General features: G+C 63.2%; 19 protein-coding genes and 1 pseudogene. 4 read left to right on the forward strand and 16 right to left on the reverse strand.

Annotation, left to right across the window (positions count from 1 at the left end; translation table 11 throughout):
- Positions 1 to 61: 61 nt before the first annotated feature.
- The 3 genes from VB716_RS08540 to VB716_RS08550 all read right to left on the reverse strand — a co-directional run bounded on the left by VB716_RS08540 (position 62) and on the right by VB716_RS08550 (position 3,553).
- The gene (locus VB716_RS08540; RefSeq protein ID WP_323270234.1) at positions 62 to 976 is read right to left on the reverse strand and encodes a hypothetical protein; all 915 of its coding nucleotides are present in this window, start codon (positions 974 to 976) and stop codon (positions 62 to 64) included.
- Positions 973 to 1,638, reverse strand: coding sequence for a hypothetical protein (locus tag VB716_RS08545; protein WP_323270235.1), 666 nt, complete (start codon positions 1,636 to 1,638; stop codon positions 973 to 975). Before VB716_RS08545 ends, VB716_RS08540 begins: the two co-directional genes overlap by 4 nt.
- A gap of 931 nt (positions 1,639 to 2,569) precedes the next feature.
- Positions 2,570 to 3,553 (reverse strand): hypothetical protein, encoded by a 984-nt coding sequence (locus tag VB716_RS08550; RefSeq protein ID WP_197170363.1) that lies wholly within the window; start codon positions 3,551 to 3,553, stop codon positions 2,570 to 2,572.
- A gap of 428 nt (positions 3,554 to 3,981) precedes the next feature.
- On the opposite strand from VB716_RS08550, the gene VB716_RS08555 reads away from it, so the two are divergent.
- A complete protein-coding gene (locus tag VB716_RS08555; protein ID WP_323270236.1) occupies positions 3,982 to 5,070 on the forward strand; it encodes a hypothetical protein in 1,089 nt (362 codons plus the stop codon).
- 16 nt (positions 5,071 to 5,086) lie between these two features.
- Here the strand turns inward: VB716_RS08555 and VB716_RS08560 are convergent, their stop codons facing one another.
- From VB716_RS08560 to VB716_RS08620, 11 genes and pseudogenes are all read right to left on the reverse strand, one after another.
- Positions 5,087 to 6,361: a DUF2201 family putative metallopeptidase gene (locus VB716_RS08560; protein ID WP_323270237.1), complete on the reverse strand. Its 1,275-nt coding sequence runs from the start codon at positions 6,359 to 6,361 to the stop codon at positions 5,087 to 5,089.
- The gene (locus tag VB716_RS08565) at positions 6,358 to 7,386 is read right to left on the reverse strand and encodes a MoxR family ATPase (RefSeq protein WP_323270238.1); all 1,029 of its coding nucleotides are present in this window, start codon (positions 7,384 to 7,386) and stop codon (positions 6,358 to 6,360) included. Before VB716_RS08565 ends, VB716_RS08560 begins: the two co-directional genes overlap by 4 nt.
- Positions 7,383 to 8,522 carry a HEAT repeat domain-containing protein gene (locus VB716_RS08570; RefSeq protein WP_323270239.1) on the reverse strand — a complete coding sequence of 380 codons (1,140 nt, stop codon included), beginning with the start codon at positions 8,520 to 8,522 and terminating at the stop codon, positions 7,383 to 7,385. Before VB716_RS08570 ends, VB716_RS08565 begins: the two co-directional genes overlap by 4 nt.
- A 483-nt stretch (positions 8,523 to 9,005) precedes the next feature.
- Positions 9,006 to 10,019, reverse strand: coding sequence for a hypothetical protein (locus VB716_RS08575; RefSeq protein WP_323270241.1), 1,014 nt, complete (start codon positions 10,017 to 10,019; stop codon positions 9,006 to 9,008).
- An 18-nt stretch (positions 10,020 to 10,037) separates the two neighbouring features.
- Positions 10,038 to 12,113 (reverse strand): annotated as a pseudogene (ligA, locus tag VB716_RS08590) (NAD-dependent DNA ligase LigA).
- A 10-nt stretch (positions 12,114 to 12,123) separates the two neighbouring features.
- The gene (locus VB716_RS08595) at positions 12,124 to 15,684 is read right to left on the reverse strand and encodes a TM0106 family RecB-like putative nuclease (RefSeq protein WP_323270243.1); all 3,561 of its coding nucleotides are present in this window, start codon (positions 15,682 to 15,684) and stop codon (positions 12,124 to 12,126) included.
- A 59-nt stretch (positions 15,685 to 15,743) separates the two neighbouring features.
- On the reverse strand, positions 15,744 to 16,214 hold the full coding sequence (locus tag VB716_RS08600; RefSeq protein ID WP_323270244.1) for a hypothetical protein: 471 nt from the start codon (positions 16,212 to 16,214) through the stop codon (positions 15,744 to 15,746).
- 107 nt (positions 16,215 to 16,321) lie between these two features.
- A complete protein-coding gene (locus VB716_RS08605; RefSeq protein WP_323270245.1) occupies positions 16,322 to 18,316 on the reverse strand; it encodes a protein kinase domain-containing protein in 1,995 nt (664 codons plus the stop codon).
- Between the two features lie 17 nt (positions 18,317 to 18,333).
- Positions 18,334 to 19,125, reverse strand: coding sequence for a protein phosphatase 2C domain-containing protein (locus tag VB716_RS08610; protein WP_323270246.1), 792 nt, complete (start codon positions 19,123 to 19,125; stop codon positions 18,334 to 18,336).
- Positions 19,122 to 19,832, reverse strand: a complete 711-nt coding sequence (locus VB716_RS08615; RefSeq protein ID WP_323270247.1) for a vWA domain-containing protein — start codon at positions 19,830 to 19,832, stop codon at positions 19,122 to 19,124. Before VB716_RS08615 ends, VB716_RS08610 begins: the two co-directional genes overlap by 4 nt.
- 78 nt (positions 19,833 to 19,910) lie before the next feature.
- Positions 19,911 to 20,165, reverse strand: coding sequence for a hypothetical protein (locus VB716_RS08620; RefSeq protein WP_197170376.1), 255 nt, complete (start codon positions 20,163 to 20,165; stop codon positions 19,911 to 19,913).
- A gap of 159 nt (positions 20,166 to 20,324) precedes the next feature.
- On the opposite strand from VB716_RS08620, the gene VB716_RS08625 reads away from it, so the two are divergent.
- On the forward strand, positions 20,325 to 21,194 hold the full coding sequence (locus VB716_RS08625; protein ID WP_323270248.1) for a M28 family peptidase: 870 nt from the start codon (positions 20,325 to 20,327) through the stop codon (positions 21,192 to 21,194).
- Between the two features lie 29 nt (positions 21,195 to 21,223).
- Here the strand turns inward: VB716_RS08625 and VB716_RS08630 are convergent, their stop codons facing one another.
- Positions 21,224 to 23,563, reverse strand: coding sequence for an AAA family ATPase (locus VB716_RS08630; RefSeq protein ID WP_323270249.1), 2,340 nt, complete (start codon positions 23,561 to 23,563; stop codon positions 21,224 to 21,226).
- 175 nt (positions 23,564 to 23,738) lie between these two features.
- On the opposite strand from VB716_RS08630, the gene VB716_RS08635 reads away from it, so the two are divergent.
- Positions 23,739 to 24,296 (forward strand): LysR family transcriptional regulator, encoded by a 558-nt coding sequence (locus VB716_RS08635; protein ID WP_323270250.1) that lies wholly within the window; start codon positions 23,739 to 23,741, stop codon positions 24,294 to 24,296.
- Positions 24,297 to 24,378: 82 nt separating this feature from the next.
- Entirely contained in the window at positions 24,379 to 24,726 is a 348-nt protein-coding gene (locus VB716_RS08640) for a PIN domain-containing protein (RefSeq protein ID WP_323270251.1), read from the forward strand.
- On the opposite strand, the gene VB716_RS08645 is transcribed toward VB716_RS08640, so the two are convergent.
- Positions 24,723 to 25,408, reverse strand: a 686-nt coding sequence (locus tag VB716_RS08645; protein WP_323270252.1) for an IS630 family transposase, incomplete at its 5' end; no start/stop codon positions are given. The genes VB716_RS08640 and VB716_RS08645 overlap by 4 nt on opposite strands.

Genomic DNA, 25,408 nt, shown 5'->3' on the forward strand with positions numbered 1-25,408 from the left:
TCATCATAAGGCGATTTCTCAAAAGAGCTGCCTGAAGGTACGTTGGAGGAGTATGCGCCGTCTACTCAACGAGACAAAACGCACTCCTGAGTTCATCAACGACTTGAAGACCGGTCTCGAATCCCTGGAATACGCTGCCAAGCAGTTGATCCCCAATGGAGTTAATTCGATAAGACTCCTCGACTTCATCCGTTGAGAGAGAAATGCTGTGTACGAGGCCAGCGGGATCAGTGATCATAAGAGAGTGATCATTACTGACGCAAAACCCCCAATCCGGGAGGACTGGATGAATGCTGATGATTTCCAGGCTTGAACTTGAGTTAGTACCTTCAAGCTCAAGAAACCAGCCGTTGCCAAATTCCAAGTCTGCAACGTAATCCTCAGCGCAGGAGAATAGCATCTCAAGTAGTTCAATCAGATCGCAGGCTGATTCAGGGCGATCACCAGGACTGAGCGTGGAATAACCAGGAAATGGATCAACACCTGTGCAAATCTGGAATGTCTGCCGATGTTCATTGACCTTTCGATCGTTCTCTTTGCAACTCATCTTGGTGACAGGCTTCCAAGTAATCTCAATGTCCTCCTCCCAACGCCAGAGGATTTCTCCGCGCTGACTGGATTCAAGATCAGCCAGGGCATCAACGAGCTGCTCCAGGAGATAAATCCGTGCTGGCTCTGGAGCTTCAGGTCCCATCCTCGCAAGCAATCTGATCAGTGCGGTCGTGCCACAGCGCTTCCACCAGGCGTCGTTTTCAAGCAATAGGAGCTTGAAGACCGGATTGTCGACGACCTGCTGGGAGCAGTCCTGAGCGAGATCCCAGAGGAGGTTCTCATCAACGTTGGGATTGGCAGCAATGACTGCGCGGATAGGCTGCCGAATACCCTTGCGCTTCAGACTACTGAGCTGGTGGAGCCTTGCTGGGGCGGTTGAAGGGTCAGCAGCGTCTGCAAGATAAATCCGAAGCCTGTTCTTCATGAAGAAAAAGAATTCAGTTGATTGCCAGAAAAATGCTGTTGATCTGGCAGACTAAGGGAACCTCTGGACAACAAGCGCTCAAGGAGGGCGCCGTGCTCGGGAAAGCCATCGATCAGGGGCTGGAGCGCAGAGACAGCACCCGAGAGGGAAAGGCCACCAAGGCGAACAAGAGCAAGGACGGCAACGGCGAGGGGATGGGGACGCTGCCCTCGGGGGGAGGCATCAGCAGACGGATCAGAGGAAGAGATCGAGAGGAACTGAACCAAGCCCCGGAAGTGGCGGGGACGAAGCGAAGAAACACACACACAGTTAGTCCGCGTGTGGACGGAAACGGTGGGGGGCAGAACCAGGACCTCGGTGTGGCTGAAGTGGAGCCCGCAGACCTCCCGGCCAAAGGCCCGCAAGGAGCCCTCGCTGGCGAAGTGGATCCCCTGCTGGGCCAGCACGCCCGCCACGGCCTGGGCGATCCGCTGGCGGGCCTGGCGGTCGAGGCGGCGGCCTTCGTTGTCGAGGCCGACGGGTCCCTCCGGCTCAGGACCACGGCTGCGGCAGCCACCGCCGCCGCCACCACGCGCCCTCCACCGCACCCATCGCAGGCCCCAGGTGCCCCGCTCCAGATCCCTTCGGGAAGCAGGCGACGGGCAGTAGGCCGGGTCGGCCATCACGGGGCACATAGTTTTACCAAACTCTTTATTTGTAGGTATAATACGTAAAGAAATAAAAATCACATGGACCACTGGAAAAATCTTCTTATTCGAGAATATGGAAAAGAGGTTGTGGACTTTTACCTAAAGAATGTCTCCAATAAATTAGATTATTTTTCAGTAAGATATTGTGAGGATATTAAAGAAGATCCTCAAGATACATATTCTTATATCTGGGATCCAACATCCAAGTCCGCATTTCTAACTGAAAATGAAATTGGTGATTTGGAAGAGGGATGACACCTAAACAACTGGCACACACTCTTGCCGCGGGACCAGATTCCTGATATGATCTGGCGAAGCAGCTCAGCAGCGCCGTGTGGGTCCCGGCGGCAGGCAGCCGGATCGAGGGCGCGGGCGTGGCGGGCCAGCAAGGCGTTTGTGCACCCGGCGAAACCAGACCCAGGGCCGATGCGGCCAGGGTGGCGCCCAGGGGCGGCAGGGAGGAGCAAGGTGCGAGCATTCGCGTGGGCAAGGTCAATGGGATATACGGTTCCAAGGATCAATGAAGATTGGACGACTGGGGACTTAATTACCGCTCTCTTTCTCTGCTTCCTATGCCTGATTCCTGGAATCATCTTTATCGTGATTCGTCTGCAAAATGTTGGGAGGGCGAAAGCTCAGGCAATCGAGCTTGTCAACAAGTGGATCGAGGCCGGGAAGCCAGACCCGCAGTGATGCACCAGGGCACCAAGCGAGACCTGAGGCAACCGCCAGGGCATCCTGTTCGGCGGTAGGAGCCCTCCCCTGCGGGTGCTGCTGACGCAGGCGCCAGGGCCTCGATCACGGCGACGGCATCCTAAGTCGAGCGACCTATGGTAATAATAAGCGATGTAGCCATCCCCCTCATTGGCCGATAAGATCTACATGGTGTTGCAGATTTACGAATCTACCTATGGGCTGCCTGGGCGGAGTCAGGATTAAGGACTAGGGCTTTAGGTAGCAGCTCATGCAGTTGATCGATGCTGAACTGGCCACCAAAAAGAAGCTCAGCCAGGTCTCTATCAAGCTCAGGATTCAGATAGTCTTGGTCAGCTTCGCTGCTGATGTCCCTATGGTGGCCAAATCCGGTTGGATCGATAACAGTAAGGACTCCTTCTCCAAATCCATCCACATCTAGATCAAATTCCCAGCCGGGGAGGTCTGGATCGACCTTGTCAATTTGCCAGTAGCCTTGGCCGCCTAAAGTTGAATTGTGTTCATAGTCCCAAGGAAGAGCAGTGAGGTCCATTTTGCCGGATTCTGAGAGCCCTAGTGCAATAAGGATCTTCAGCAGTGTGGCCGAATCATGGGGTTTCCATGAGTTACCAATCTCCAGATCAAAGAAGCAGTCTTCAACAATAGAGCAGAATTCCAAGGTGAAAGAGTACTCCTCTTGCTCTTTGTCGTCAGCATTAGACCAGAAGGCGTCATCTTGCGCATCTTGATCGTCGGATCCAATGGATTCATCAGAGCTGTCAGCTTCACTCGTGTCCTGGGCGACCGCGATGAAGATGTGCCTGGTGAGACGTTGATGCCATTCCATGCGAAACGCCAGAGGTGAACTCTCACGCAGTTCGTCAGCGATGGAATGCACCAACTGATCACGACCGCGCTGGGGGGCATTCACACCCAGTTCAACGAGAAGTTTCAACAAGGCTGCACTCTCACAACGTTCCCACCAGGGATCAACGCCGAGATCAAACAGGTCCATCTTTGGGTTCTTGATCACCGCTTCCGGATGATCCACAGCCAACTCCCAAAGCAGTTCCTCATCGACATTGGGGTTGGCCGCTATCAAGGGCCTGAGGATCTTGGTCTTTGCCAGCTGCCGCAGTCTCGCTGGGCTGGTATCGGGACTGCGGGCTTCTGTCGCTTCGTCGTTTGGGTCCACGGCAAACGGAGATTGAACAACCTAGCCTAAGGCTATGTGGTGTATAAGGAGAGAAGAATAGTAATTTTAAAGTCGCCGCGCGACCTCGTCAACCTCTGATGCTCAGAATGTTCACCTCCATTGCCCAAGGCTGCATGCGGATTTTAGCTTTGGCCTGGTCACGATCCGGTAAGGCGACCTCGCCGCTCCGAGTGTAGGAGCGATTGTTCTGATCAATCCGGTGCACTGTGGCATGCAGCATGGGGATTGGCATTGGAGTGTGTTGAGTCTCGTCGGCATTAATGATGCATCCGATGTCGTCCAGAGTGTGATCGGGTTCGAGGAAGAACGGACATTCCTTGCAGTGGGGAGTTACAACCTGCTAAGCCGGATAATGCGGCCAGCATTGATCTCGCCTAGTCTATGCGAGAGAATGACAGGTATGCTCCATGGCAGAATCTTCCATTGATCTGCTGGCCTTGAATCGCGAGATCCTGCTCAATCCCAAAACGGCTGCCAGCAATCATCTGGTCGCCCTGCTTGAACTGGAGAAACCAGGCTTGGAGTTTTTGTGCCCAATGGCAAAGGCAATTTACCTTCTAGAAACCAACAGGAGTCATCTGGTTAATCCTACTGAAGCCCTTTTGGGCTGCTTACTCGTTGACTACACGTTCTCAGGGGTACCTGGCACTGATGAATACGCCTCAGTTACAGAGCAAGTCCATCATGTGATTGAAACCAGATTCGCCGGTCGTGATATCGTTCTCGGATTTGAGTCGACTGGCGGCATGCTTCATTATTCCAGCTTCTGGAGTGACTATCTCCGAACTGTCTGGGCGAAGAAGTGGAACCTGGATCTAATCTCACGACCACACGAATTTATTGAGAATATATTCTGCTTTCTAGGCGACGACGCTCGCCAGGCGACGCCAAGTGCCTATCCGTCAGATAAAGGAGAATTTCTGGGCAGTGTAAGCTATGTAATGACAAATATTAATGGCATAGACATCCAAGGCCCGGAGTATACAAATTCTGGCTGTGATGATGAGTGGGCAGGTCTCTCGGACAAATTCAGCCAAAGGTATCCGGGTACTCGATGTGACTCCGATGGGCACATGTGCTGGCTCCACTACCTGGAAGAACGAGATGCCAAGAGACTTGGGATTTGGAGCGATGGCAACGAGGCAATCGGAGAAAACGATGACTATCCCGAATGGGTATCGAATAAAGTCTCAGAAAAGGAACTCGAAGAAACATGGATTAGTCCTGATGAGCTTCAGAGTAGCTACATGCGTGGCAAGCTCGCCTTTGAAGAATCGACTATTGCCTGGTTGGCAATAGGCTGTGGTGAGGACTGGTATCCCGGGCAGCTCGAAGATGATGATCAGGGTCATAACAAGGAAGAAGACGGCGGGATCTTCGATCCCATGAGTCGACCTTTAATCGAAATTGAAATTGAGAAAGAAGCAAAAGTGTTGCCAGATGAGCTGCTCACTCTTGCCCCATATCTTATCAAGCTACATCAAATGCTGAATTAGTTCTGTGCCTGCTGGACTATTGGTGAATTCGAACAGCCTCTCCCCAGGGGAACTCATCATTCTCCAGCCCTCCCGGCACCACCACCCAAAGCGTTGGCAGCTCAGGCTCTTGCCTGGGAAAATTACCGAAGCCATCCGTAAGGTACACGCAGACGGCCTGTTTCTCACGGCTCCAGGTCTTCTGAACTTGCTTGAAGAACGGCCGGAAGTCAGTTCCACCACCGCCTTCCGGAGCCGGTAGCTCACTCTCCTGTATCAGTTCATAGGGTCCATAGCATTTGGCATCCGCGTACCAGAGGCAACAACGAAGCATCGGATAGGCCGAAAGGATGCCCTTCAGTTCACCCAGAAAAAGGCTGAGTTCCTTCTCACCGACTGAACCGCTCGTGTCGATGCAGCAGAACACCTCGACGCTTTCGCCTTCCAGGTGGTCGAGATACAGTCCCTGATGGATGAAGCGTCGGTCAAAACCCGCATAGTCGTTGGGGGTGTGCACCAGGTAGCGCCACAACTGGCTGCGCCAGTCCAACTGCGGATCGACGATTTCATCCAGATGTCGCTGCAGGGCCGCCGGCAGATCTCCCTTGCCCTGGCTGCGCAGCAACACCTGTGCTTGCTGGATCGCTTGTTTCCAATGCGCCTCCAGCTCCTGCCGATCCGCCGGATCCATCTCTGGCTGCTGTTCGACTGCGGAGTCACGTCCCTGTTTGTGCTGGTCCGCTGATTCGTCCTGCCTCGTATGGGCTGACCTGCTCCGGCCGCTCTGACGACGGTGTGTTGGACTTCCCCCAGCAGTCTCGGATGTAGTAATAGGAGCTGCCAGCAGATCAGCCAGAGGTAACTGCGGCCGTTTGCGCTTCTGGCGCTTCTGGAGCAGCTCATAGATCTCCTCCACACTGTGGTGCTCAAGACGTTCATCACGAATGGCACCATCAGGCAGCTGCAATGATCCCTCCGCCGCAATCATGCCATTGACGACCAGATCCGCAGCGATATTGAACAGCTCCTGGTCACGCACACCGCGGCGCACGGGGTGCAACAAGGCCGCATGCAGCAGCTCATGCAAAAACAACGCATCGCGTTGCTTGACAGGTAGGGCTGCGTAGGCCTGGGGATGGAACAACAGGGTGCGGCCATCAGTAGCCGCCAGAGCCACTGCTTCGCTGAAGCGCACCTCCGCGAACATCGCCAGAGCCGCGAAGAACGGGGTGTGCATGCGCAGCCGCAGCCGCGAGGCGCTGATCAGGCTCTCCAGCTCAGTGCCGGACAACGGGTCGGCAGCGGCAGTCATCGGTCGAGCAGTTCGCGGTAGTCCTTCAGGAAGGCCTGCAGAGCAGGCTCATCCGCCACCATCCTGGCCAGCTCACCGAGCTGATTCGTGCGGCGCATCTGAGCGACCAGGTCACTGGCGAACAGCTGCACCCATTCGGCTGTGGCCTTGGCCACCAGCCACTGGAAGGCCGCCATGCCTTGCTCGGCAGTGGAGGCGCGCATGGTCAGGCCGATCGTGGTGGCCCAGCGGCCCGATGGTTCCTCGGGGAACTTGAGGCGTGCTCCCTTGCCGGCGAGAACCTTATCGAGATCGGGCAGCTTTGCATACACCTTGAGGTACGCACGGAATTCCGAAGCTGCCGCCTCACCGACGGCAGGATCCACATCCAATCCACCCTGATGCAGGCAGCTGGCCATCTCCCAGCTGCGCGGCGACGGCCAGGCTGGCTCCTTGGGGTTGAGCTTGTGCAGCAGGGTGGGGCGGAAGGCCAGGAAGGCCAGCACCTGTTCATGCAGGCGGCGCTCCAGGGCATAGGCCTTGAAGCTGTCGAAATCGACGCCAACGCTGAGATGCAGAAAGCGATTGGCCAGGGGTGCCGGCATCTCGAACACCGACGCCCGGTCCTCCTTGCGATTCCCGGCCGACCAGATGAACCAGCCGTCGGGCACGCAGTAGCTGCCCACCTGCCGATCGAGGATCAGCTGCTGCGCCACGCCTTGCATGGCAGGTGGTGCCATGTTGAGCTCATCGAGGAACAGGATGCCCCGGCCATCGCGGGGCAAAAACTCCGGCGGATACCAGGTGGAGGTGCCGGTGGCTTCGCCCTCCTGGGGAGGAACGGCAACGGGCAGACCACGCAGATCCGTGGGTGCCAGCTGGCTGAGGCGCACATCGATGAACCCCAGCGTTGACCGCTGAGCCACCTGGGCCACGATGCTGGATTTGCCGATCCCCGGTGGACCCCAGATCATGGTGCTGATCGGAAGGTTCTGGCCCACCAGCTGCAGCAGATAAGTGGACAGTTCGGAGGGCTTGAGGGTCATGACCGCCCCCCCTTCTGCGGCAGGACAGGTTCGGCGGCTGACCCTCGCCGGTGCAGATTCTCGGCTGCTGCCTGACGCACCAGCTGATTGCCGTCCCTGGCCATGCGCTCCAGCACCGCTTCAGGGGTGGATGGATTGCCTGCGATCGCGAAGCGCTCCAGCCAGCTGCGGCTGCGGAAGTTCTTGGCAAGCAGGCTTGGTGGGCACTGGGGCAACGAAAAGAGAAAGCGCCGACCAGGGGAGGGCTGTGATCCCTTGCAACCATCGGCGCAGATCTGCACGAGGAAAGTGTCACGCAGCTCTGCAACGACCGGCTTGGGAGTATTGCTGTTCTTCGCCACCGCCCGGCGGACGTCTTCGTCTTCGTCCTTGGCAAGCAGTGTGAGCAGCTCGGTGGGTGCCTGGCTGTTCTGCGCCACCGCCTGGCGGAAGTATTCACCCTTGGCAAGCAATGTGAGCAGCTCGGCGGGTGTCTGGCTGTTCCGCGCCACCGCTCGGCGGACGTCCTTGTAATCCTTGGCGAGCAGCGTGAGCACCTCGGCGGCTGTCTGGCGGTTCCCCGCCACCGCCCAGCGGACGTCTTCGTTTTTATCCTTGGCAAGCAGTGTGAGCAGCTCGGTGGGTGTCTGGCTGTTCTGCGCCACCGCACTGCGGACGTCTTCGTTTTTATCTTTGGCGAGTAGCGTGAGCAGCTCGGCGGGTGTCTGGCTGTTCCACGCCACCGCCTGGCGGACGTTTTCGTCTTTATCCTTGGCGAGCAACGTGAGCAGCTCGACGGGTGTCTGGCTGTTACCAGCGACGTCTGCTCTGCGAACTGCAGGAATCAGGTGGAGGCAGCGTTCCCTTAGTTGAGGATCACCAAGATCGAGCAAGGCATCAGCAACGTCAACCCACTTTCGAGTCGAGTCGAAAACCAGCTGAGCATGAAGGCGCTGCTGCTTTTCCAGATCTGCTGGACCCTCGATGACGCTGGCCCACCTGGGCAGCGCCCTGGAGCAGTGCAGCTCGGCCGCCATTCGCACCTCCTGATCTTTGGTCTTGCATAACTCCTCCACCACATCCGCTGGGGTGTTCGGATTCATCAGCAGCGAATGCAAAGTGCTGTCGCCGCGATGCTTCCAGGCCCAGCGGATCAATCCCGCTGGCACCTGATCCCGTTTCAGCATGCTGTTCAGCGTGGAGGTGGGGAGCTCCTCAAACAGCACTGGGTGTTCCAGCAACAGCAGCTCGAACACGGGGTTCTCCATCAGCTGCTCGGGGAACTGGGCACCCAGTTTCAGCAGCGCCTCCACCGGTGTATTGGCATTGCTGGTGCAGGCTTTACGCACCGCCTTCTCGTCGGTGCGTGAGAGCTCCAGCAGCAGATCAGCCGGAGCGCTTGGGTTGGCGGCCACGAGGCGGGCCAGCTTGGGGTCCGCTGCTAGTTCCCTGAGCCGCTTAGCCGTTGTATCTGCGGCGGAGGCCTCCTGGCGAGGGGTGTGTTTGCGGAGTTTGGTGGGGCTCATGGTCCGTGCGAGGAGAAGCGTTGCGTGTGTTTGGATTGTTCATAGCCGCTGGGCTCAGAGCCTCAGGCACACGTTGCCTCAAGACTAGATGGAACATAAATCTAACGAGCCGCTCTATTTCTCGACGGCGATCACTTTCAGCAATAAATCACGCAGCTCGGCTGGGGAATAACTGGTGCCATCAAAGATGCTTGCGATGAAATCTGGGGAGTCATTCAAGGTTGGATTCAGATATTCATCTCCATATTCATCTGGGGCTTCAATCTCAAAGTCATGCGTCTCGCCTGATGGGTCTGTGATGTGAACGGTCCCAGAGCCGTCTCCTAGTAGCTCTGCTTCAACTTCCCAGTCGTCCAGCTCCGGCGTCACACTCTCAATCTGCCAATAGCCTTGCCCACCTGGACATGAGTCGAACTCTGCTTCCCAGCCATGCATCTCGAGGACAAACGGGAGCTCTTCACTGGAGTTGACAGCGATCAGGTCCTTAAGGCAGCTGATGGGGTCGTCCAGGCTGTTCGGAGGATTCAGAAAAAAGAGGTTCTCTTCGACCACGCAGGAGAACTCGACTGAGAAGTCCTGCTGTTGTGATTCCACAGTATCTGGATCGTCTTCCCAGGCGTCCTGAGTCCGATCGTCCTCGTCAACCTCGTCGTCATCCTGATCTCCTTCTTCGCTATCTTTATCGCCACAGCGATCGGATGCTGAGGGAGTCCACTTGATCGTGATCTCTTTGCTAAATGCCATATGCCACTCTTGATTCATGAAGAGCGGATCTGTGGAAATCAGCTCAGGACCTAGAAGGTCAAAGAAGGCTCGGCGCATTTGTCGAGGTGCATGAGCGCCCAGTTCTGCCAATAGCATCAGTAGGCTGCTGAGTCTGCAATCCTCCCAAAAGACTTCGTCGCTGAGCAGAAGTAGTTGAAATCGGGGATTGTAGACCACTTTTCTGGGATGCTCTGCGGCCAGTTCGAGCAGCAGCTCCTCGTCGCAGTTGGGGTTACTGGCAATGGCTTGTCTCAGTTGGTAGCGCTCATGCCGATGTTTCCTTTGGCTGAGTTGTTGCAGGCGTTCGGGTTTCGTCTCTGGATTGCTCGCTTCGATCAAGGCGTTCTCAATGGGTTTCGGCATGGCTCCAGTACGGTTAAATCAGAGTGATTGACGGAAGTCATCTACAGGTTTGTTAGCTGAACAGCCCAGCAACTCCAGCAACCCCGCTTCATCGAGCACAGGCACCCCCAGCTGTTCGGCCTTGCTGAGCTTGCTGCCGGCATCGCTGCCAGCAAGCACATAGCTGGTTTTCTTGCTCACCGAACCGCTCACCTTGCCGCCGGCGGCCTCGATCCGCTCCTGGGCCTGGCTGCGTTTGAGGGTAGGGAGCATGCCCGTGAGCACGAAGGTCTTTCCTGCCAGCAACCCGCCATTGCCCTCGCCACCGTTCGGAACCGCAGCGCTGGGCGCAGGAGCCGTCAGGCAGAAGCCCAGGGTCTGCAACTCCTCCAGCAGCGCCTGGTTGGTGGCATTGGCGAACCATTCGGCCAGGGCTTCGGCGATCTCGGCCCCGATGCCTTAGGTGGCCAGCAAGGTTTCACGATCGTGCAAGGACGCCTGGGCCAGAGACGCTGCCGATGGGAATGCCGCCGCAAGGGCCTTGGCATTCACCGGGCCGATGTTGCGGATGCCCAGCGCAAACAGCAGACGCTGCCACGGCTGCTGCCGCGATTGCTCCAGGGCCCCCACCAACTTGGCAGCAGACCGCTGGCCCATCCCCTCCAGCGACGCCAGCGTGGCCGCATCCAGCCGATACAGGTCGCTGAGCCTGGTGACCAGTCCGCGCTCCACCAGCAGGGCGATCGTGCGGGTTCCGAGGCCATCGACATCCATGGCGGCGCGGCTCACCCATTGGCGGATGGCCCCCTTGAGCTGGGCCGGGCAGGAGTTGTTGATGCAGCGGGTGGCGGCTTCCCCGGGAGCCCGCACCAGGTCGGAACCGCAGGCGGGGCAGTGGTCCGGAAGCTGCACGGCTGGCGCTCCTGCGGGCCGGAGCTCGCTCAGCACCCGCACCACCTCGGGAATGATCTCGCCGGCCTTGCGCACCACGATCGTGTCGCCCTCGCGCAGATCGAGTTCGGCGATCCGGTCGGCGTTGTGCAGCGTCGCCCGGCTGATCGTCGAGCCGGCCAGCGGCACGGGTTCGAACTCCGCCACGGGTGTCACCACACCGGTGCGCCCCACCTGGGCCAACACCCGCAGCAACTGGCTGGGGGCCTCCTCTGGGGCGTACTTGTAGGCGATCGCCCAGCGCGGGGCCTTGGCATTGAAGCCAGCCTGGTCCTGCAGCTCCAGAGCATCCAGCTTCACCACCACCCCATCGGTGGCATAGGGCAGGCCATGGCGTTGGTGCTCCCACTCCGCCGCAAAGGTCTGCACCGCAGGGAGGTCCGGGCAGAGCCTGGCGTTGGGATTCACCCGGAAGCCGGCCTGCTGCAGCCACTCCAGTGAGGCCCACTGACTGGTGGGCGCGCTGGTCAGCTCGTCCGGCAGGTGCAGGGTGTAGGCGAAGAAGTCGAGCTGGCGGGCAGCCACCACCTTCGGGTCCAGTTGCCGCAGGGTGCCGGCACAGGCATTGCGGGGATTGGCGAACAACGGCTCCTCGTTGGCCTGCCGCTCCTGGTTGATCCTCGCGAAGGTGTCACCAGGGATGAAGGCTTCCCCGCGCACCTCCACCCAGGCGGGTGGATCCTCCAGCTGCAGCCGCAGTGGCACCGCCTGAATCGTGCGCACGTTGGCGGTGATCTCCTCGCCGCGGGTTCCATCACCCCGGGTGGCCGCACGTACCAGAAGCCCGTTCTCGTAGGTGAGCGCCAGGGCGTTGCCGTCGATCTTGAGTTCGCACACCATTGGCAGGTGGTGGCCTTCATCGAGCTCCAGCTCCCGCAGCAGGCGCAGATGCCAGCGCTCGATCTCCTCGCCGTTGAAGGCATTGTCGAGGCTCAGCATGGCGATGCGGTGCTCCACCGATGAGAAGCCATCACTGGGCGTGCCACCCACCCGCTGACTGGGACTATCGGGGGTGATCAGCTCCGGATACTGCTCCTCCAGCTCCAGCAGTTCGCGATAGAGGCGGTCGTACACCGCATCCTCCATCTGCGGTGCGTCGAGCACGTAATAGGCGTGGGCGGCTTCATTCAGCAGTGCCCTGAGTTCAACCAGTCGTTGGCTCATCGGTCGATCCTCAGCAGGCGTTGCAGTCACCCGCGTCCATCAACCGGCACAGCCGGCTGAGGCGCTGCACGCTCTGGATGCTGCCGCTGATCCCGCTCGCCAGCACTGGTGAACCCACCACGATCGAGAGGCACTGGGCGCGGCTGATCGCCACATTCAGGCGGTTGGGATCCAGCAGGAAATCAAGGCCACGCGGTGCGCTGTCGCCGTCGCTGGCGGTGAGCGAATGGATCGCCACCGGCGCCTCCTGGCCCTGGAACTTGTCCACCGTGCCCACCCGGGCCTTGTCGCCAAGCCGCTTCTGCAGACGGTTCACCTGCATGTTGTAGGGCGCCGTGATCAGGATGTCTTTGGCGCTCAGCACCCCTGGCTCCACCACCCAGTCGCCGTTGCGGAAGCGAGCCCTGCTGAAGTGCTTCCCGTGGAGCCGGTCCACCAGGGCGGCGATGTGCTCCACCTCCTCCTCGCTGAGGGTGCTGTTGCCGCTGTGATGCACCGGCTGGAACACCAGACCCTGGTCGGGGCACTCCCACTCTACGCAGTTGGCGCTGTTCGCCGCGGCTGCCTGCAGCTGACCGTCGTAGAAAAGCTCAGACACCACCGCGGTGAGGTCAGGAGGCATGCGCCAGCTGGTGGCCAGGAACACGCCGCGATCGAGCGGCACCACTGCGTGGTCCTGCATGACGTAATCAAGGCAGGACAGTCCGCTGTCGCCTGGGTGCTTGGCGCGGTTGGGCTGGGAGAGCTGCTGCTGATCGCCCACCAAAAGGATGTTGCGCGCCACCCGACTCATGAACAGCAGGTTGCTGAGCGACACTTGGCCGGCCTCATCGATCACCAGCAGATCGAAGGGCGCCCCGTCGTAGGACTCCTTCACCAGGGTGAAGACCGTGCCGCCGAGCACGGCGGGGTCAGCTGGCAGGTCCGCTTCTCTGAGGGCCTGGGCACGCGTCCCAGTCAATGCCTTCTGATCGCTGTGGTGGCTGGTGCTGCTGGAGGCCTTCACCACCAGGGCATCGCTACCGCAGGCATCGAGACAGGTCTGCACCTTGCTGAGCACGTTGTTGATCGCCTCGTTGGTGGTGGAGGTCACCGCCACCCGCTGGCCGGCCTGCACCAGGGCAGCGATCACCGCACCGGTGACGGTGGTTTTGCCGGTGCCAGGCGGCCCCTGGAGCGACAGGCCGACGCCATCAGCCTCCTGCAGGAACGCCGTAAGCTCTGCGGCCTCCGTACCAGGGGCCTGGCGTATGCGGGCGTTCAGGCCTTCCAGCTGGGGGATCGAGCGGCGCCCCACCAGGTGCACGAACGCCTGCGGCAGAGGCTTGCCCTCGAATACCCAGCCCTGGGCCAGCCGCACCAGATGGGCCAGCATGCGTTTGTAGATCTGCTTGGGCAGGGGCACCAGATCCGCCTGGCGCGGCAGATCGCCCCCAGGCAATCCGGCTTCCTTGAGCTGCGCCAACAGCTTGTGGCTGATCTTGATCGTCACCCGATCGGCCTGCTCCTCATCCAGAAAGCCCTCGAGATCCAGGGCCTTGCCCTCGCTTCGCTCCAACGGGGCCAGCGGTACCAGTCGATCACCGGCGCATTGGAGAGGCACCAGCGCGAAGCGCGGAGATAGTCCTCCTGCGGACAGCTTCAGGGGCTGGTTGGCATCGAAGCGGTAGCGGTAGCCGTTGGACTGACGCGTCAGTGCGTCCACGCTTTCCAGCCTGGCCCCGGCGATCACCTCGCTGTCGTCCTCCCGCTCCTCCGGCGTCATCTGCAGGCGGTGGAAGAACTCCCACCACTCCACCTTGCCTTCGCGCTCGTGGAAGTCGATCAGCTGGGCGAGCAGGCGCTGCAGCCGCCAGCTGAGGCCGCGGGGACCGGTGGCGTCCTCATCCGTGATCGCCTCGGGCAGCTCGGCCAGCAGCTCGCGGGCCGCTACCTCCAGCTCCTTCTCGTAGGCCGTGGTCTCGCCGTCTTCCGCGTCGTGCTCGGCTGCGCCACCCCAGCGGTTTGCCCGGAAAGGGATCTGCACCATCTGCGGTAGCCCCAGCAGGAAGCGATGCAGCCCTTCGGTGACCTGGCAGTCCGTTTCGTTGTAGTCCTGCAGCGCCTTCAGAAGCGGGCTCTGGCCGGGACCATCCCCTGGGTGCGGTGACTGGCCGGATTTGCGCCATTCGGCGTACTGCACCACCGAATCGGCGGCGTTGTCCACCTCACCATCGCGAGGATCGCCGTAGAGACGCTCCACCTTCTTGATCGAGTAGCTGTCAGCGCCGATCAGCAGGCCATTGCGCACAATCGGGTAGAGGTCCACCAGCAGTTCATCGCGCAGCCACTGATCGATCAGGGCCTGATGGATCTGATGGCGTGAGGCCAGGTTTCCGAGGGCCGTCTTCTCGTAGCTGGCGTAGTGGTAGATGTGCAGGTTGGGATGCTTCAGGCGCCGCGCCTCCACCCACTCCACGAAGCCATCAAAGGCCTGCTTCTCCTCGGCGGGGCTATGGGCCCACCAGCCCTTGAACCGCAACGCGCCCTGCCCATCCTGGTAGCAGGCGCCAAAGAGATATTCGAGCTTCTCGCCACTGATCGGATCGGGGAAGCCCTCCATATCGAACCAGACATCGCCGTCATTCGGCGCCGGCAGCATCGCCAGCCCGCGGCCCTGCTGCTCGATGGGCCGAACCGCAAAGGCTGGTCGCCCGTCATGCCGCTGCTCGCTGGCGATCTGAAGTCGGGCCTGATCCCGCAATCGCATCAGAACGGCTGGATCCAGGCCGGCCACCGGCTGATCCTCCGCCGCGGCGGCCAGCCCATCGATGCTGGTGACGCCAGCGGCGCGGAGTTTGTCGCGCTGGCTGCGGCGCATGCCTGCCACCAGGATCAGATCGCGCTGCTCCTCCAGCCGTTGCTGGATGAACGGCTCCCAGAGGCCATGGTCGCCTGGAGCATCCTCCGGCTCCCGGCTGGGATCAAAGGCGGCGCGGAAGTCGCGGTAGCGGTGTCGCAGTTGCTCGTACCAGCTCCAGAAGCGGGCGGTGGGATAGCCCTGCTCCCCTTCCTCGAAGCGGCCGCCACCCAGATAGAGCTTGAAGTGCTCGGGCCGGTGACCAAGGATCGGCTCCAACAGTTCGCAGTAGGCGCAGGCCTGCACCAGATAGATCGGCTTGGTGTGGCTGGAGAGCTTGCACTCGATCGGGAGATAGCTCCAGCTCCCCAGGGCTGAGGGCCGCTCGATCCGTTCCAGCAGGTCTGCGGACCCGCGCATCTCTGTGTTGCGCAGCGAGGCCTGCCAGATGAAGTCGGCGCCGGAGCGCATCGCCTCCAGGGTGGCGGCATAGTCGTCCTCCAGCTGGCGGCCGGGCAGTTCAGCCACCGTTTTGCCGGCGGCCTTGAGGTTGGCGATCAGCACCTGTTCATGCTCCAGGCCGGAAGCGAACAGCAACTGATCCAGCGAACTGGCCTCAGGCCGTGGGGCCCGCTGCTGATCGATCTGGTGCAGCTCCTCCCACCAGGCGCCGATCACCGGGCTGCGGCTGAACAGGGCCAGCTGGGTGGGGGTGATCAGGCGGTCGGACATGAAGAACGTGGCGGTGAGGGTCGAGGCTCCAGGCAGCGATCTGGCGATCGCTGCGACGTTCAATCCAGGTCGATGGATTCGAGCAGCAGCCGGCTGCGCATCAGCCGGTCGGCATCGATCGACCAGGCGACGATCTGGGAGTGCTTGGCGTCGGCGTCGTCCTGCATCTCCTTCACCACATCGTCGTGGAAGCTCTCCAGGTGTCGCACGATGGCCAGGGCGATCTGCTGGTCTTCGGCGGCATCGGTGTCGAGCTTCTCGATCAGATCCAGCACCTCCTTCACCTTGGCGCTCTGCTGGCGCTCAGGCTTTTCGGGGCGCTCGGGCTTGTTCTGCTGCATGGCGATCAGTTCCTGGGGGCTGTTGGGGATCTCGGCAGCCACCCGCTCAGCCGACTGGTCGGCGACCATCTCGGGATGGACGCCGGCATCAGGGTCGAGGGGCCGGCCGCCCTGGAAGCGGTAGCGGCCGCGGGGGCGGCGCGGCTCATTCGCCTGGGGACTGGGAGTGGCGTCTGTGGGCTGGGTCATGGCACCTCCTTCTCGATGTCATCAGCTTCGCGGCGATGGCGCCTGAAAGCAGCCGCTCTCCTACGAACCACAGCCAGAACCGCTGTCACCACTGGATTCATCACGATTCAGAACAGGGTTTCCAGCCGCTGCAGCTGCTCGTCCCGTTCGCGGCGGCGTGCCTCCATCCGGCCCCGCAGGCGATCGCTGCCATCCCGCAGGGCCTGCCAGCGCTCCATCAGCGCCTCCAGCTGCTGCAGCCGCTCGGCCATCGGCAGCTCGACTGCCTGCACCAGCGGTTGCAGATCCTCCAACCGGATGGCCGGCGCCGCTTGCGGCCCCTGTTGCTCCTGATCCAGCTGGCGCACCACGGCGTTCAGCTGCCGGCGCAGGTTGTTCTGCAGCCCTCGGCCGATGCCAGGCAGGGCGGTGATGCGCTCGATCTGGCGGTAGAGCTGGTCGCCGCGCACCAGCCCGTGCTGCTCCAGCAGCGCCAGCCGCCCCTCCCCGAACCCCTCCACCCGCCAGCTGCGGATCGTGTGATCGGCAAGGTGCTCCAGCAGCCATTGCTGCCGCTGCTGCTCCTCAGCGCGCTGCGATGCCAGCGCAACGACCTCAGCGGGATCCTGCTGACTGGCCGTCGCGTCAGCCACGGCGGTGACGTCCATGCCGGCCAGCTGCTCGAGCAACGCCAGCCGCAGATGCTGCAGCCGCGCTGCCCCCTGGCTGACCTCGCCTGCCGCGGTCTGGGCCAGGGCCGTCAATGCCGCCACCAGTGCTTCGCGCTGCTCGACGCGCTCACGGCGGCCCAGCCAGCGACCGAGCCGGTGCCGCAGGGATCCGAGGCGCCGCTGCAGGGCGGCGGCATCCAGCCAGTCCTGAGCACGGCCATGGCTCTGCTGCAGTGTCAGCAGCTCCGGCTCCAGCTGCAGCAATCGCTCGGCCAGGACGTCGCGGCGGCCCAGCAGGTCGCGGGCCTGCGCCAGCTGCTCCTCCAGCTGCTCACATAGGGCGGCGGCTGGTGAGGAGGGATCAAGCGGTGGCGTCTGCGGACGCTCCGTGATCCGCGTCCGGCGTGTCGCCGGCGAGTAGCGGCAGAACGGCTGGCCGAGCCGCTGTTCCACGGCGCACCACAGGCAAGCCTGGCCGCGGGGATGGTGGTGACGGGGATTGCGATGGCAGGGCACCACCTCGCCGTGGAGCTGGCGCAGCAGCAGCACCCATTCCGAGGCCGTGGGCCTGAGCCCAGGAAATGGAGAGAAGCTGCGGCGGAATGCCTGATCCAGTTCCAGCGACACCTGCCGTGGCGCCGGCCGGAATGGGCTGGCTTGCAACCCATCGGGGACGACTGCGGCATGGGGATAGAGGCCGCGCCGGATCCGGGCCGTCACCGCCAGATCAGGCTCCTTGCTGTGGATGGCGTTGTCGTAGGGGTGGTCGTGCAGCAGCAGCTGGTGAATCAGCACCGCCAGGGAGAAGGCGTCGCTGGCCGGCTGGCGCCAGGTGCGGTTGAAGTCGCAGCCGATCAGCTCGGGGGCGGTGTAGGGGGCGCGGCTGACCGGGCAGGGATGGCGCCGGCCGCCGGCCGCCTCGATCTGGAAGCTGTCGCTGTCGAGCAGCACCGCCCGGAGGATCGCCGGCTCGGCCGCGCTCTGCCCCTGTTCGAAGACCACGTTCTCGGGATTGAGATCGCCGATCACAACCCCATGGCGGTGCAGCTCCGCCACCGCCTCAGCCAGGCGCAGGGCGGCCAGCACGGCGTCGTGCCAGCTGAAGCGCCGCAGCCGGCTGATCTCCTCGAAGTTGAACAGCCGCACCGCCGACACGCTGGTGGCGGGCTCGATCAGGCGCATCGCGTAACCCGCCAGCGGACCGCAACCCGTGGGCAGCGTTCTGTAGAGCAGCTGCTGAGGCAGGGCCGCGAAGCCAGCACAGCGGGGCTCCAGCAGCTGCAGCGCCCGCAGCCGCTCCTCATCGGGTTGGCGCAGCAGTTTCACCGCCACGGTGCGGCCAGCCAGGGCGGCACGGAACACCTGGCCCTGACCGCCGGCGCCGATGCGGCCGCTGCGGCCGGCGGGGAGTGCCACGGCGTGGCCGCCATCGCTGAGAAAGATGTGCTGCATCGTGGAGTCAGCGCTGATCAGCGGGCGGCCATCACCAACGTGCGGTCGTCGTCGCTCAACGCCTGGATGGCGGGATCTGCCAGCGATCGGGTCAGCCAGCGCCGGTAGCCACGCCAGCCCTGGCGGCGCTGGTGCTCCCGCAGCACCAGGTCGGCCAGCTGGTGATTGGGATGCAGCCGTTCCGGCTCGCCCGCAGCGGGGGCCAGGAAGGCCGCTTCCAGGCCATCGGAGAAGCCGATCACCGCTTCCACCGCCGGCGCCGACGTGCACCACAGATCAAGATCCGCCGGACCGGTGCTGGGCCGCAGGAAGCAGGTCTCGTTGGCGTAGGCACCCTTGGCGGGCGGCAGCGGCAACTGCCAGCGGCCCTGGCGGCGCAGCAGCAGGCTGGAATCGCCCACCCGCGCCAGCAGCAACAGCTGACGGTCCCACAGGCAACCCAGAAGGGTGTGATCGGCCCTTGGCCCGCCGGGGCGATGGCCGGCGCTGCTGCGATGGCGGAAGGCAGCCAGAAAGCGTGCTTTGAGTCCAGGTGCCACAAGCGCTGGCGCCAGCACTGCCGGTCCACCGTTGGCCAGCTCACGGCGCAGGGCATGGTGGAGCAGCCGCAGGGCAGCCCCGCCCGCTCGCGCCCCAGCCGCGGCTGCCCGGGCCACGGCTGCGGAACCACCGGCACCGTCGCAGATCACGAACCCCGCCAGGTCTGAGCGGCGGGGCGGGATCCAGAGGGCATCGCAGCAGGGTTCGCCCCGGGCGACGTGTCGCTCGCCCCGGATCGTGGCCCCCACGCAGCGGGGCAGCCGGGTCACAACACCCAGCCGTCGTAGAGGTCGTCGCCACTGCGGGGATCCACCAGCTGCACCGCCTCACCCGGTGCCGACTGGGAGACGCGGCTGAGGCTGCCCGAGAGCCACAGGAACATCTCCTCGAACTTCAGGTTGGCCAGGTCGAGACAGCGGCCGCCGAACGGCCGGCTGAGCTCGCTGAGCACCTCCCGGCCCTGCTCGGAGACGTCGATGCCGATGGTGAACAGCGTGAACTTCTTCTCCGTCGCCGCCAGCTGCAGGGGCTGCAGCAGCGTCCTGTAGCTGTTGGAGTACACCCCTTCATCGTCGGTGGGTTCTCCATCGGTGAGCAGGAAGATCCAGGGTCGGTAGGAGCTGATGCCGTGCTCGCGGTAGGTCTGCTTGCGCTCGGTGACCTTGAGCATCGCCAGCTCGAGAGCGTGCTTGAGGGGGGTGATGCCATCGGCCTCCAGCTGCAGTGGGGCCATCTCGCGCAGCAGGGCGAACTCGCTCTGCACTGTCACCGGCCCGAAGCTGATCACGCAGAGCTCAACGCTCTGGGCGGCCATGGGGTTGCGCAGGATGTCGTCGCGGAAAGCGCGGAAGCCGGCGTTCAACCGGCTGATCTTCTCGCCCTCCATCGACCAGGAGGTGTCGAGCAGCAGCACGCAGGGGGTACGGCGGTGACGGTTGGCCAGGAGGCTGCGGGCCTCGGGACTGGAGAAGAGCATGGCTGGAAGAACGCTGTGAATCAGAGCCTGTCGGGGGTGCGCCCGGGGATCGCCGCACCTCCCGCGAAGCACGGGCCCTCAGGCCGGGCAGGCCTCCAGCTCCCAGGCGGCGTCATCCGTGCCGTTCCAGACGGCCTCGGCATCGCTGATGGCGCGGCGCAGGCCGAGGGGCCGCCAGCCGATGCAGCGGGCCTCCAGATCAATGCGCCGGCCGCAGTGGGTCCAGATCGGCAGGGGCTCGATGGTGGGACCGCAGGGCAGCAGCTCCGCATCGAAGGCGTCATCGAAGGGGCTGGCGATCGCCAGGATCTGATCGAGCAGGGTGGTGGTCATGGCTGGTGGATCGACGTGATGACACCAGCTTCCGGGCTGAATGGAAAACTTGTGCGCGTGTCATGCGAATGACGAGCGGGCAATCCGTCGTTCGTGCCTGCACGCCTGCCGGGCAGAGCGGATCGAGGAAGACTCCTTGGGCAGAGAGCCTGTCCTGTGATGTCAGCCACCACCCCAGTCGATTCCGGATCTTCGGCTGCTGAGTCAGCGTCTCAGCGGGTGCTGGCCGATCTGCAGCTGCTCGCCCGCCCGCGCCATGCCCGCTGGGATGCGCTGGGGCTGATGGCGGTGCGCAGCGTTGTGCTGGAGAGGCTGCAGGCCTTCGGTCCGGTGGAGCAGCACCGCTTCGGGGAGGGGGCGGATGCCGGTGTGAACCTGATCCTGCGGTTGCCCGGACGGCGCCATGAGCTGCCGCCGCTGCTGGTGGCAGCCCATTACGACGGGCCGCTGGGCTCCCCCGGTGCCGACGACAACGCCACCGGCGTGGCGGCCCTGCTGGAACTGGGCCGCCGCTGGGCGCTGACGCCACCGCGGCGGCCGGTGTGGCTGGTGGCCTTTGACCAGGAAGAGTGGGGCATGCTCGGCAGCCGTGCCCTGGCTCGGCAGCTGAGGGACAGCGCTCAGCCTCTGCACCTGATGCTGAGCCTGGAGATGCTGGGTTACACGGCGAAGCAGCAGAACTACCCCCTGAAGGCGATGCGGGCTGTGTACGGCAGCCGCGGTGACTTCATTGCACTGGTGGCCAACACCGGCGCGGCGGCCTTGCTGCCTGGCCTCAGCCGCGGCATGGGTGCCCACGTGACGACGAAGGTGCTGCCGGTGCCGTTCAAGGGACGGCTGCTGCCGGATGTGCGCCTGAGCGACCACAGCCCCTTCTGGGATGCGGGCTACAACGCCGTGATGGTGACCGACACCTCCTTCCTGCGCAACCCGAATTACCACCGCTCCAGCGACACGATCGACAGCCTGGATCTGCCCTTTCTGCTGGCGGTGATCGATGGGCTGGAGGCGGCGCTTTCGGGGTGCTGAGCCCTGTCTCCCGTCAACGCCTGGGATGGTCAGCCGGGGCCTGGGCCTGATTCAGTTGCCCCCCCGTAGAGATCCACCACCGCCTGGGCCTGCTGCAGCTGCAGCTCCCGCAACTCGATGGGCTGCTCGATGCGGATGCCGGCGCCCCAGCGGAACAGCCAGGTGCGCAGGTCCCAGTCGTGCTGCAGGGTCCATCGCGGCAGGCGGATCTCCACCGGGTAGGGGTGGCTGTCACCGGCGGGATTGGGATCCAAGCTGTCACGCGGCCCCGGCTCCCAGTCGGCCTCACCGCTGATGGGGCGGGAATAGGCGGTGTGCTCCGGCGGGAAGCGGCGCGGCTCCTCGCGGATCAGCCGGAACACCGCGGCGCTGCAGGAGAAACGCAGCAGGCTGTAGGGATCAGCGCCTTCCGGCCGGTGGCCTGGTTCGGATCGTCGTGTCTGCTGCAGCATCACCGCCAGCTGCTCCTCGATGGATTCCCCGAAATACAGCCCACCACAGACATGCAGCAGGCGCTGCAGGCGTTCCATCGCCTGGTTGTGCTCGGCCTCGTTGCTGCGGCGGGTGTTGCCGTCTTCGTTGAGCAGCACCAGGCGATCAAGGCGCAGGATGCGGATCAGCCCAAGACCGTCGCTGCGGCCGAAATGAAAGGTCTCGAAGGCCAGATACCAGCTGATGTTGTGGAACAGCAGCTGCAGCGGCCAGGCGCGGAAACGGCCGTCATCCCCCCGCTGTTTGCGGGCCTGATCAACCAGATCGGGCCGGTGACGCAGCCAGACACGGCGGCGGTCACGGATCGCCCGTTCCAGCCGCGGAGTGAGCTGGGGATCGGCCAGGGAGCCTTGCCTCTCTTCCGTGAAGGAGCGGTTGGCCAGGGTGCGCTTGGGATGGCGGTAGCCAGGCGCCACGCCGGCTGCATCCAGCAGGCCGGCGCGCCTGAGGCGATCTTCCAGGGTGAGCAGCAACGGTTTCTGCGACTGATCGCTGAGGCGATCGAGCGAAGCCTTGAGCAGCGCATGGACCTCCAGCAGCTGATCGGCTGAGAGCAGGGCACTGCCGATCGCATACCCCTGCCGCAGGCTGTGGGGCCTGCCCTTCACCCGGGGCAGAAAGCCGTAGGGCCGCAGGGCGTGCTCGAGGTCGTAGCGGAGCACTGCCTCATCGTCGGCGGCATAGGCGCCCTCGATCTCCCCCATGCGGCCGAGCAGATGGCGGTAGAGGGGGCCGTACTCGCTGCTGGACCGCCTGGCGCGCTTGCGGCGCGGTGGCACAGCGGACTCCTTGGCAGGGGTGGAATTCTGGCCAGGGGCGGAATTCTGGCCAGGGGCGGAATCGCTGGGATCGGGCGCGTCGAAGGGTTCCTTGAGGATGTGGCGCAAGAGAGTGAAGACCCGCCGGAAGGTGGCCGCATCAGCCAGGGCTGGACTGCCGCCATGCACGCTGCTGCCTGCCAGGTCTGCGGCCGGCGCCAGCAGGATCGGTGGATCGCCCTGCCAATCGAGGCGGAAGAAGCCGTTGGACTCCAGCCAGGCCAGGTCACCGCGGATGGCGGCCGCATCGCCATAGCCGTCGCTGTTGCCGCCATGGACCTCCTTCCAGCTGGCCAGGTAGGCGGCGGCCCGTTCGGCCAGATCCCCCTGGGGCGGGGGGTTGCAGATCTGCAGCAGTGCCGAGGCCGTGCCCGGGTCGTTCTCGTCGAGGCCGTTGAAGCTGGTGAGCAGGCGGATCAGGAACAGCAGCCGCTCCAGATCCAGCAGTCGCGAATAGCGATGGCACTGGGAGTCCTTGCTGCGTTGGCGGTTGAGGGAATTGCGGATGCGGCCATCGAGGGCCGCCAGGCGCCTGCTGAGATCCGCGGTATCCCCCTCGCCCGCTGCCGGGTTGAGGGCGACGATCACCGCAAAACCCTCCGAGCGATCGGGTTTGAATGTCTTGTGGTTGAGGCTGGCGTGGAACTCCTCGATCACCGCCTCGGGCACGGGACGGTCGCGCCGCAGGGCCCAGGCCTTGCACTGCTCCAGCGGCGTGGTGAGCCACCAGCCGATCCACTCCACCGGACGGGGCAGCTGCAGCCCCTGGGTGTAGAGCAGCCGCCAGGGCCGGCGGGCGTGGGTGGCATCGATGATCACCGGTGTGCCCGCCTCCACGGCGCCATGCAACCGCTGCAGCAGCAGGGCGCGGATCTCATCCCAGGGGCCTTGCACGGCCGCATCGCCGAACAGCTCGGCGCGGATCGCATCGGTGGAGAGCACCAGCCCCGGCTCGCCACCGGCACCTGACAGCAGCGGCGCCAACGCATGGGCCAGGGTGGTCTTGCCACTGCCGGGGGGACCGATCAGCAGGTGGCAGCGCAGGGGGCTGGTGCTCATCGCTCCATCGTGCATGGGTTGCATCACTGTTGCCATCCCCTCCTGCGAAGCACGATGAGCCGGTCGCGAAGCAGGCTTCTGGATCAACGGTGGAAACTGCCTGTCGTTCGCAGGATCCAGGCGCCGACGCGGACCAGGCCGCCGAACACTGGCAGGGCCACCGCATCGCCGCCGCATGCCCCGCCATCCCACTGCCGACACCTACCGGATTCCGGAGATGCTGCGGGATCTGGTGCTGGTGGACATGCTGGAGCTCACCGGCAGCACCCAGGCGGCAGCCGAGCTGCTGCAGGTGTCGCAGCCGACGGCAAGCCGGAGGTACCGACGGGTGGCCAACGACCTGGGCCTGCAGGCCGACCGCTGCCTTCCCCCTGGCCGCCGCTACGGCGATGCGCCCTGGCTACGCCTGCTGCGCCGAGGGGTGAACCACCACCGACTGAGCAGCGGGGTGCTGCGGCTCGGTGGTGCGGCTGAACTGGAGCCGCTGCTGCCGCTGCTTCCGCCCCGGGCGGTGGTGCAGTGGATCCGTCTGCCGATGCGCAGCCTGCCCCATCGGCAGCAACTGCTGGAGGAGGAACTGCTCGATGGCCTGGTGCTGCGCCAGGACGAGCTTGACTCCGCCCACTGTTCAGCCGCCCCGATGCAGTTGACGCTCACCTCCGCTGGACCGCTGTGGCTGCTGTGCCGGCCGGATCCCGTCGTTCTGGCTCTTGCCCGACAGCTGCTGGGCTGATCGCCGTTGTTGAGGCTGCCAGCAATCGTGCGCAGGATCATCGGGCTCGGCCAAGCTGTTGAAGTCGGGCCGCAGCCAGGCGGTGCGCCTACCCAAGGACTACCGCTTCAGTGGCAGAGAGGTGGCGGTGAAGCGTTTCGGCACTGGGGTGCTGCTGCTACCGATCGACGATCCCTGGCAACTGCTGGAGGCCGGGCTGGAGGCGTTTGAGCCGGGATGGGTGCTCAGCCGCGAGCAGCCGGACGAGCAGACCCGGGTAGCGATCCACCTACGGGCGAGTCTGGAACGCCGTGGCACTCCGGTCGGCTCGCTCGACACGATGATCGCCGCCCATGCTCTCAGCCAGCAAGCCACATTGATCACCAACAACCTGCGAGAGTTTGCCCAGGTGACTGATCTGCACGTGGAAAACTGGGTGCCCGCTACCTAGTGTGCCGTCCCGGAGATTTGTGAGCAAAGTCGCTGGAGCTTTTCAAGTATTGAGTCCGCCGTCGCGGTCCAGTTGAACGGCGCCTTGGTCTTGTTGTAGGCCGCCACGAACTGCTCGATCTTGGCGATCAGCTCCTTGACGCTGGAGAAGCTGCCGCGCCGGATCGCCCGCTGGGTGATGATCCCGAACCAGCGCTCCACCTGGTTCAGCCAGGAGGCGTAGGTGGGTGTGTAGTGAACGTGGAAGCGGGGCCGTTGTGCCAGCCAGGCCCTCACCTTGGCGTGCTTATGCGTGCAGTAGTTGTCCACGATCAGGTGGACATCAAGGTCCTCGGGGACGGACGTCTCGATCTGCCGCAGGAAGCCCAGGAACTCCTGATGCCGGTGCCGGGGCGTGCACTGGCTGATCACCTCACCGGTGGCCACGTCCAAGGCGGCGAACAGGGTGGTGGTGCCGTGGCGGATGTAGTCATGGGTGACGCCCTCGACGTAACCGAGGCCCATGGGCAGCAGCGGCTGCGTCCTGTCCAGAGCCTGGATCTGCGTCTTCTCGTCGACGCAGAGCACCATCGCCTTGTCAGGTGGATTCAGATAGAGGCCGACGATGTCTCTGACCTTCTCGACAAAGAAAGGATCCGTCGACAACTTGAACGTCTTCTGGCGGTGCGGCTGGACGGAGAAGG

The organism is Synechococcus sp. CCY9201, assembly GCF_034931105.1.
Lineage (GTDB): Bacteria > Cyanobacteriota > Cyanobacteriia > PCC-6307 > Cyanobiaceae > CBW1002.